Origin of the sequence: Dyadobacter crusticola DSM 16708 (genome assembly GCF_000701505.1) — a bacterium.
GTDB classification, from domain to species: Bacteria; Bacteroidota; Bacteroidia; order Cytophagales; family Spirosomataceae; genus Dyadobacter; species Dyadobacter crusticola.
In genome coordinates this window covers 1-9,153 of the sequence record NZ_JNJB01000032.1, presented here as the reverse complement: position 1 = coordinate 9,153, position 9,153 = coordinate 1, and the positions used below count along the sequence as shown (strand labels likewise).

Genomic DNA, 9,153 nt, shown 5'->3' with positions numbered 1-9,153 from the left:
CCTTGGTAGGCCGTTACCCTGCCAACTAGCTAATCGAACGCATGCCCATCTTTTACCAATAAATCTTTCACATTTAAACCAGGTGGCCTTAATGTAGTATGCGGTATTAATCCGGGTTTCCCCGGGCTATCCCCCAGTAAAAGGTAGGTTGCATACGCGTTACGCACCCGTACGACAGTGACATTGCTGCCCCTTCGCCTTGCATGTATTAAGCCTGCCGCTAGCGTTCATCCTGAGCCAGGATCAAACTCTCCATTGTAAATTATTTCCGATGGCCTAAGCCATCAATGTTTCTAACGAACCTATCTTTTTGCTCTCTTCATCATGTCAAAGAACGTTGCTCCAAGTTTCCTCAGAACTAGTGGTTTCGCCGTCTGCGCTACCGTTGTTCCCGATTGGGAGTGCAAAAGTGCAGCCTTATTTTTTTATATGCAACACCAAAGCCAAAATATTTTCCAAACTTTTTTCCACTAAAACAGCAAACCCCTGAAAATGAATTCTATCCGTTCCGAAAATAATTTAAAGGTTTTTTCACCCCATTTACATCACCACAAATTCTGTTCATAAAAGTATCACTTTTTCCAGGTAAACTTCCATACTATATTAGAAAGGCCAGACCCTTGAAACGAAAAGCGGCTCCCATATAGTACAGGAGCCGCCTTTAAACTCTTTTGCAATTATGAACCACAAGCCTCACAACCTTCCGGATCATCCAATGAGCATTGCATATCAGAACGATTGTCCCTCGGCATTACCGGCTTGGTATGCTCCTCCGCATATTGAACATAATTTAATTCCTTCTCAGTAACTACAGCCGTCGCAGGCTCCAGCAACACTTCTGCTTGTTTGCTGACCGTGAACTGAACAGGATCCGATGCTGCACGTGTACGCAAGTAGTACATCCCCGTTTTAAGTCCTTTTTTCCAGGCATAAAAATGCATTGACGTCAACTTGCCGAAATTAGCTTCCTCCATAAAGATATTCAGCGACTGAGACTGGCAGATATAAGCTCCGCGATCGGCAGACATATCCAGCAGGCTGCGCTGCTTAATTTCCCAGGCTGTCTTATAAAGATCTTTGATGTTCTGAGGAATGTTCGGAATAGCCTGGACCGACCCGCTTGCCCGAACAAGGTTATTCTTCATTTCTTCATTCCAAAGGTTCAGGCGAACAAGATCTTTAAGCAGGTACTTATTAACTACAACGAACTCGCCCGACAAAACCCTTCTTACATAAATGTTGGAAGTAAACGGTTCGAAGCATTCATTGTTCCCCAAAATTTGGCTGGTAGATGCAGTTGGCATTGGCGCAAGCAGCAGCGAATTACGGACACCGTGCTTAACTACTTCCTTCCGCAATTTCTCCCAATCCCAACGATTGCTTTCCGGCGTTACATTCCACATATCAAACTGGAAGATACCTTTAGAGATCGGACTTCCTTCCCAGGTTTCGTATGGACCGTTCTTAATCGCAAGCTCCATTGAAGCCTCCATTGATCCGTAATAAATGGTTTCGAAAATCTCTTTGTTCAACTGGCGTGCTTCATCCGAATCGAAAGGCATACGCATCATACAAAATGCATCTGCTAAACCTTGAACACCGATACCAATTGGTCTGTGCCGCTTGTTACTTTTTTCTGCTTCAGGAACAGGATAGTAATTGAGGTCGATGATCTTGTTAAGATTGCGCGTGATCACCTTGGTGATTTCATATAGCTTATTGTGATCAAAGCGCATAAAGCCATCTGCACCCTGCTCAACAAACTTTGGCAATGCAATGGAAGCCAGGTTACAAACCGCTACTTCATCAGGAGCTGTGTACTCGATAATTTCAGTACAAAGGTTTGAAGACTTGATGGTACCCAGGTTTTTCTGGTTTGATTTGCTATTCGCGTGGTCTTTGTACAACATATAAGGTGTACCTGTCTCTATCTGCGACTCCATAATCGCAAACCACAAATCCTGAGCCTTAATCGTCTTCCGCGCCTTTCCCTCTAATTCATATCGCTCATATAACTTTTCAAACTCTTCACTGTGCGTATCCGAAAGTCCAGGGCATTCGTGTGGATCAAACAATGACCAGGTATCATTTGCTTCTACCCGCTTCATAAACAAATCCGGGATCCAGAGTGCGTAGAAAAGATCTCTTGCACGCTGCTCTTCTTTTCCGTGATTTTTCTTCAAATCCAGAAAATCAAAGATATCTGCATGCCAGGGTTCCATATATATAGCAAAAGAACCTTTACGCTTACCGCCGCCCTGATCAACATATCTAGCCGTGTCATTAAAAACGCGGAGCATTGGTACGATTCCATTGGACTGCCCATTGGTTCCTTTAATATAAGAGCCTGTTGCACGTACATCGTGAATGCTCAATCCAATGCCTCCCGCAGACTGGGAGATCAACGCGCAATTTTTAAGTGTATCGTAAATGCCGCTGATACTGTCTTCTTTCATTGTCAACAGGAAACAAGACGACATCTGCGGCTTTGGTGTTCCTGCATTAAATAAGGTTGGAGTGGCATGCGTAAACCATTTTTCTGAAAGCAGGTGATAGGTTTCAATCGCCGCCTGGATATCCTCCTGGTGAATTCCCACTGCTACACGCATCAACATGTGCTGCGGACGCTCTACAATTTTTCCGTCAACTTTCAGTAAATACGATTTTTCGAGGGTTTTATAGCCGAAATAATCATAGGCATAGTCGCGGTCATATATAATAGTAGAATCAAAAAGAGAAGCATTCTGACGGATTACTTCGTATACCTCCTTAGAAATAAGGGATGCATTCTCGCCAGTTTTAGAGTCTATATATGTATATAAGCGTTTCATTGTAGCCGAAAATGACTTCAATGTATTCTTATGAAGGTTTGAGATCGCTACACGCGCAGCCAGGATCGCATAATCAGGGTGCTTCGTAGTCATCGAGGCGGCAGTTTCCGCAGCCAGGTTGTCCAGCTCGGCGGTGGTTACGCCATCATAAATACCGGACACTACCTTTTTCGCAACCTCAACAGGCTGGATGTACTTGGTGTCCAAGCCGTAGCTTAGTTTCTCAATGCGGGCCGTCACCTTGTCGAATTTTACGGATTCGCGGCGACCGTCACGCTTTATTACATACATAGACATATAATAGCTTGTTTTTTAGGAAGTTAGTAATGTATATTCTGGATAAATTGCTTGAACTTGATATCTAAAAATCTCCTGAAATAACATTAATTTGAGCGTATTCACAACCACACTTTCAAGCCAAAACCGGGCCGTCTGAGCAGAGTACAAATTACCAAATTGTTAAGAAACTTATAACTAGTCATTTAGCCTGACACACCAGGAAACAGTTCTGGAAAAAATTTTTCTAATTATTTCTGAACAGAAAAATTTGTAAACTTTTTTTCACAGATACACCTGTAAAGTTTTCATCAATTTCTAAATGGCACTGTGAATGAACATGTTACATTTTACAAACTCTCTTCATAGAATTTAAATTTGTAAACTTTTTATTTTTTTGCCAACAAATTTTATTCAAAAAAGTACAACAAGAAACTATCCAACCTTAACCGAAACATGGTAGACAAAATTGAGAATGAAGCGAGAAGAGCCTTTTTAAAAAGGTCTTCAGGTATCATCGCTGGACTGGCCATTGGAGCCAATGCGCATGAAGTATTAGCGCAGCTTCCATTGAAGCCGAATTACACGATTCCACTGGGGGTTTATGCTGCTTACGATAAAGCCAATTTTCTAAGAGAATCAGGTTGTACATATATAGAGGAGTCGGTTGCAGGGTTTTTGATTCCTGCTGATGGAGATGAACAATATGAAAAGAACCTCCAAAAGCTAAAACACGATAACTTCCCCATCAAGTCCTATGTGATCCTGCTTCCGGCTGCATTAAAAACATTGGGCCCGGAAGCTAATCACGAAGCCATTTTGCAGCGAACCGACCTCGTTTTAAAACGTGCCAAAGAATGCGGCTCTCAATATGTAGTGTTTGGAAGCGGCGGCTCGCGGATTATACCGGAAGGATTCGACAGAGCCACTGCAAAAGCGCAGCACATCGATCTGACAAAAAGAATGGCCCCACTGGCCGAAAAATATGGCGTGACCATCGCTGTGGAGCCGCTGAACCGCGGCGAGACGAACTTTATCAACAGCCTGGCAGAAGGAGTAGAGATTGTTGATGCAGTGAAAAGCCCGAGAGTGAAGCTGTTGTGCGATATTTTTCACATGCTCAAGGAAGACGAACCCGCAACCGAGATCGTGAAATATGGTAAACACATTGTGCATTGCCACATTGCAGAAAAAGAAAACCGCACCCCGCCGGGTGTAAAAGGTGATGATTTCAGACCTTACCTGAGCGCATTGAAAAAGATCAATTATAAGGGCGGGCTTTCCATTGAATGCTTCACTTATACCGACTTCGATAAAGAAGCAAAGCGCGGAATTGAGGTTTTGAAACAGCAACTCAGTGAGGTATAGGTGCGGCACTGCGCGCTATGATACTAATATTAAAAAAGATACAGTTTTAAAGCTTGGTTTGAAAATTTAGATTTTATACTTTTGCAATCCTTTTTGAGAATTGTATCGAAACAAATAATACCATATACCAATGAAAAAAGATATTCATCCCAATTATAGAGACGTAGTTTTCTGGGATTTGTCGAGCGATTTCAAATTTATTACCCGTTCTACGATCGAGACTAACGAAAACATCACTTGGGAAGACGGTAAAACCTACCCTGTTTACAAAGTGGAGGTTTCTTCTCAGTCACACCCATTCTATACTGGTAAAAATGTTCTGGTTGATACAGCCGGACGTGTTGACAAGTTTAGAAAACGTTACGGACAGAAAGAAGCTTAGTCACAACAAGCTTCGTAACCGATACATATTAATGAAAGCAGTCTCCTGGCAAATGTTCAGGAGGCTGCTTCTTTTTTTGTCCTAACCGATAAAATGCGCGAACTTTGGCAACACATACTGAACTAATATGCCCGCTGTAATCCTATTTGACGATCCCATTCTTCGTAAGCAGCTCTTACCACTTACATTCACCAGGCCGGTTGCAGCAATCCGCTGCGGTATTGAAACAATCGCTGAAAAGTGGGAACGAACACTGCATTCACCTGTATCATATCAAACCGAAAAATACTTACAAGCTAAGTTCGCATCACATATATCCAATGATAACTGGTATATCAATGGCGGACTTTGCCCGGATCATCTGCTAGTTGAAGCAGCAAATAAACTCGCCGTCAATTCGGTACTTACTTCACGGAACAACGAAGTACTTATCGCCAGAACAGACAGCCCGTGGGAGCCGGCGCCTGGCGTCGATGAGCTCACTCCGGTGGCCTACACCGATCCATTTATTTTGATCCGGCAGGTTTGGGATATATTCGCCTTCAACGCGGCACAGCTCAAAGCTGATTTTGAAAGAATTACTTCTGACAGGATTTCAGAGCCGATTACCGATCCTTTTACAAATACTTATAATCCTTCACAGGTATTTATTGAGAAAGGAGCAGTAATAAAAGCAGCTATTCTGAATGCAGAAAATGGCCCTATATATATTGGTAAAAATGCATTGATACAGGAAGGCTCTACCATTCAAGGCCCGTTTGCGATCTGCGAAGGTTCTGTGCTTGCTCAGGGAACCAAAATACGGCCGAATACCACAGTCGGGCCATTTTGTAAAGCTGGCGGTGAAGTGAGCAACAGCATTCTTTTTGGATATAGTAATAAAGGCCACGATGGTTACCTCGGCAATTCGGTACTCGGAGAATGGTGTAACCTCGGCGCAAATACCAATAATTCGAATCTAAAAAATGACCACAGCGCTGTAAAACTTCACAGCTATGCAACAAATCAGCTTGAAAATACCGGTCTGCAGAACTGTGGCCTGATCATGGGAGACTATTCAAAGGCGGGTATATCTACCATGTTCAATACCGGAACTGTCGTGGGCGTGAGTGTCAATGTATTTGGTGGCGGTTTTCAGCAGAAGCACGTTCCCTCCTTTTCCTGGGGCGGGACCGCGGAAGGTTTTTGCGAATATCGTTTGCAAAAAGCCCTGGCAGTAGCCTCCGATACAGTGAGCAGGCGAAATATTACTTTTGACGAGAAAGACGAAGCGATCCTGAAAGCCGTTTTTGAACAAACCAAAAGCCAGCGCGTCTATTGATAAGGCTGCCATTGAAAAAGATTAAATTCGAATACTGTGCTTTTTAAAGATATCCCCGGGCTTGAAGCAATAAAATCCACGCTGATGCGCTCGGTAAAGAACAGCCATTTGGCTCACGCACAGCTGTTTGACTATCCGCAGGGAGGTGCCGGGCTTTCCATGGCACTAGCTTTTGCTACTTACATCAATTGCGAAGACAAACAGGAAGAAGATGCCTGCGGCAAATGCGCGTCCTGTGCAAAAATGGAAAAGCTAATTCATCCGGATATGCACTTCATTTTTCCGACTGCTACCTCAAAGAAAGTTGATGGAAAAACCAGTGAAGCATTTCTCCCGCTTTGGCGCAGATTCCTGATTGAAAATCCATATCGGCTGCTTCCGGATTGGCTGGATGAAATTGGCGCCGATAATAAGCAAGGCAATATTTCAGTAGAAGAAGCGAGAGTAATTTTGCGGAAGCTTTCTGTGAAATCATACGAAGGTGAATACAAGATCCTACTGATCTGGAAACCGGATATTATGAATGCGGCATCTTCTAACGCACTCCTAAAAATTCTTGAAGAACCTCCTGAAAAAACACTTTTCCTGCTTGTAAGTGACCAATCAGATAAGTTACTGACTACCATTATTTCAAGAACACAGCGTATTACCATTCCGGTCTTTTCGGACGAGGAAGTAAGAAGCTACCTGAAACGCCACAATGCAAATGAAGCTGCTATCAACCAGGCGGCTTACCTGTCAGACGGAAATCTGTCCGAAGCATTGAAATTGGTCCAGGAAGATGAAGATGACCGGTCGGGCTGGTTTGCAGGCTGGATGCGCTCCTGTTACCGATATGACGTGTCGCACCTGGTTAAACTCGCCGATGGGTATGATGTGATGAACAAAGAAAGGCAAAAAGGCTTGCTGGAATATGCATTGCGGCTTTTTCGTGATATGCTGATCTGGAGTCACGGAGCGGGCGACTTGTTGCGCGTACCGCAGGAGGAACTGACATTTGTCCAAAACTTTTCCAAAACGGTTAATTTTGACTCGCTTGAAAGAATGATCGAAGAAGTGAATACAGCGCATTACCACATTGAACGCAATGTGCGCGCCAAGATGGTATTTCTCGATCTTTCACTCACCATTGCCCATTTTTTCGAACGCAAATGAAAGGGAAAGTGCAGCTCATCGGCGCTACCGATATCGTAGACTTGCCTGATTTAGGCTGGTTCAATGTCCCAGTCCGTATTGATTCGGGCGCTACTACCTCCGCAATCCATTGCTCCCGCGTAAAGCTTCTCAGGGATGGAGATCAAACCCGCCTTCAATTTTATCTGGATAAAAAGAAAGGCGCGCCGCAACAATCCTACATCGTGGACGATTACAAAGAGACCATTGTCAGAAATTCCTCAGGCAAAGAGGAAAAACGGTATGTGATCAAAACCGGAATCCGGATTTTTGGTAAAAAAATTCGGACAGAATTTTCACTGGCGAACAGGAAGAAAATGCAGTATCCAATCCTACTCGGCCGAAAACTTCTGAAAAACCGTTTTATCATTGATGTTTCCCAGAAGAACCTGTCTGCGTCAAGGCATTCAAATGCTCCTGACCGTTTAAAACCCGACAGCCAGAGCCCTCGTCATCACAGCTAATATTCAAATATCTTTTATGAAAATCGCCGTATTATCCACCAATGCAGACCTTTATTCGACGCGACGTTTGGTGGAGGCAATCAAACAGAAAGGTCATGAAGCAATTGTCATTGACCATGTTAAATGCTTTGTGATGATCGAAGGCGGAAAGCCTTCCATTATATATAAAGGAAAACCCGTCCCAGAGATTGACGCAGCTATTCCACGGATCGGAACTTCGGTGAGCGCATTTGGCTGCGCAGTGGTGCGCCAGCTGGAACTAATGAAAATCTTTACTACTGTTAAATCGCAGGCCATTTTACGTTCCAGGGACAAGCTCAGAAGTATGCAGGTTTTGGCCAAAGCGGGTATCGGCATTCCGAAGACTGTTTTTGCAAAAAATCCTTCCCAGGTTAATGAACTGATCCACATGGTTGGCGGACCGCCGGTTGTCATAAAATTACTGGAAGGAACGCAGGGAGTAGGTGTGGTACTGGCGGAGACTATCAAAGCAGCGAAGTCTACGATTGAAGCATTTTACGGCTTACGGGCTAATTTTTTGATTCAGGAGTACATTGCAGAATCGAAAGGAGCAGATATTCGCGCATTTGTCATTGGCAATAAAGTGATCGCAGCAATGCGGAGACAAGGTGCCGATGGAGATTTCCGCAGCAATCTGCACCGTGGCGGCCAGGGTAGCCTGGTTGAATTAACACCCGAAGAAGAACATACCGCGGTAGCAGCGGCAAAAGCACTCGGAGTAAAGATTGCAGGAGTAGATATGTTACAATCCGAAAGGGGCCCGCTGGTCATGGAAGTAAATTCATCCCCGGGATTGCGTGGAATTGAAGAAATCAGTGGAATTGATATTGCCTCTTTGATTGTTAGTTACATTGAAGACAAAATTGTTACTGACGAAGGGGATACTGTTGGAGTTTAAATAAACACCTGTAACCAAATTGGTAACAATTTTTATATCTTTATAATCCGGCATGCGGGTAATAGCGGTAAAAACATTAAGACACTATTGGGAAAGTTATCCAAAAGCAAAGCAATCCCTGCTAGCCTGGCATGAAGAAGCGGAACTGGCTGAATGGACATCTCCAAATGAGTTAAAGGAACAGTACCGTGATGCTTCAATTTTGAGCAGCAAACGCGTTGTTTTCAATATACACGGCAATACATACCGGCTGATTGTAGATATAGAGTTCAGGTTAAAGATCGTTTTTATTGTTTGGTTCGGGCCGCATGAAGCCTACGATAAGATTGATGCAAAGAACATAGGATATGGCAACTCCAATTAAAAATAACGAACAGTATGAGCAGGCGCTAAGCCAGATCTATCGGCTTATGCAGGTC

General features: G+C 43.7%; 8 protein-coding genes and 1 rRNA gene. 7 read left to right on the top strand and 2 right to left on the bottom strand.

Annotated features, from left to right (window positions below; genetic code table 11):
• Together Q369_RS0121845 and Q369_RS0121840 are read right to left on the bottom strand one after the other, a co-directional pair.
• Positions 1 to 259 (bottom strand): 16S ribosomal RNA (locus tag Q369_RS0121845); the annotation flags it as partial.
• A gap of 418 nt (positions 260 to 677) precedes the next feature.
• On the bottom strand, positions 678 to 3,122 hold the full coding sequence (locus Q369_RS0121840) for a ribonucleoside-diphosphate reductase subunit alpha (RefSeq protein WP_031529867.1): 2,445 nt from the start codon (positions 3,120 to 3,122) through the stop codon (positions 678 to 680).
• 441 nt (positions 3,123 to 3,563) lie between these two features.
• On the opposite strand from Q369_RS0121840, the gene Q369_RS0121835 reads away from it, so the two are divergent.
• The 7 genes from Q369_RS0121835 (at position 3,564) to Q369_RS0121805 (ending at position 9,098) form a co-directional block, all read left to right on the top strand.
• On the top strand, positions 3,564 to 4,475 hold the full coding sequence (locus Q369_RS0121835) for a sugar phosphate isomerase/epimerase family protein (protein WP_031529866.1): 912 nt from the start codon (positions 3,564 to 3,566) through the stop codon (positions 4,473 to 4,475).
• A 130-nt stretch (positions 4,476 to 4,605) separates the two neighbouring features.
• On the top strand, positions 4,606 to 4,857 hold the full coding sequence (locus Q369_RS0121830) for a type B 50S ribosomal protein L31 (RefSeq protein WP_031529865.1): 252 nt from the start codon (positions 4,606 to 4,608) through the stop codon (positions 4,855 to 4,857).
• A 127-nt stretch (positions 4,858 to 4,984) separates the two neighbouring features.
• Complete coding sequence (locus Q369_RS0121825) at positions 4,985 to 6,178, top strand: GlmU family protein (RefSeq protein ID WP_031529864.1); 1,194 nt, start codon at positions 4,985 to 4,987, stop codon at positions 6,176 to 6,178.
• A 36-nt stretch (positions 6,179 to 6,214) separates the two neighbouring features.
• The gene (locus Q369_RS0121820) at positions 6,215 to 7,333 is read left to right on the top strand and encodes a DNA polymerase III subunit (protein WP_031529863.1); all 1,119 of its coding nucleotides are present in this window, start codon (positions 6,215 to 6,217) and stop codon (positions 7,331 to 7,333) included.
• Complete coding sequence (locus Q369_RS0121815) at positions 7,330 to 7,815, top strand: ATP-dependent zinc protease family protein (RefSeq protein WP_031529862.1); 486 nt, start codon at positions 7,330 to 7,332, stop codon at positions 7,813 to 7,815. The genes Q369_RS0121820 and Q369_RS0121815 overlap by 4 nt, the downstream gene beginning before the upstream one ends.
• A 16-nt stretch (positions 7,816 to 7,831) precedes the next feature.
• A complete protein-coding gene (rimK, locus tag Q369_RS0121810; RefSeq protein ID WP_031529861.1) occupies positions 7,832 to 8,734 on the top strand; it encodes a 30S ribosomal protein S6--L-glutamate ligase in 903 nt (300 codons plus the stop codon).
• Between the two features lie 52 nt (positions 8,735 to 8,786).
• Positions 8,787 to 9,098 (top strand): type II toxin-antitoxin system HigB family toxin, encoded by a 312-nt coding sequence (locus tag Q369_RS0121805; RefSeq protein ID WP_031529860.1) that lies wholly within the window; start codon positions 8,787 to 8,789, stop codon positions 9,096 to 9,098.
• Positions 9,099 to 9,153 lie beyond the last annotated feature (55 nt).

What these genes read in the sequence shown, in the direction of transcription:
- rimK (WP_031529861.1), top strand. Translation starts at nt 7,832, where the DNA reads ATGAAAATCGCCGTATTATCCACCAATGCAGACCTTTATTCGACGCGA.
- Q369_RS0121825 (WP_031529864.1), top strand. Translation starts at nt 4,985, where the DNA reads ATGCCCGCTGTAATCCTATTTGACGATCCCATTCTTCGTAAGCAGCTC.
- Q369_RS0121805 (WP_031529860.1), top strand. Translation starts at nt 8,787, where the DNA reads ATGCGGGTAATAGCGGTAAAAACATTAAGACACTATTGGGAAAGTTAT.
- Q369_RS0121830 (WP_031529865.1), top strand. Translation starts at nt 4,606, where the DNA reads ATGAAAAAAGATATTCATCCCAATTATAGAGACGTAGTTTTCTGGGAT.
- Q369_RS0121815 (WP_031529862.1), top strand. Translation starts at nt 7,330, where the DNA reads ATGAAAGGGAAAGTGCAGCTCATCGGCGCTACCGATATCGTAGACTTG.
- Q369_RS0121840 (WP_031529867.1), bottom strand. Translation starts at nt 3,122, where the DNA reads ATGTATGTAATAAAGCGTGACGGTCGCCGCGAATCCGTAAAATTCGAC.
- Q369_RS0121835 (WP_031529866.1), top strand. Translation starts at nt 3,564, where the DNA reads ATGGTAGACAAAATTGAGAATGAAGCGAGAAGAGCCTTTTTAAAAAGG.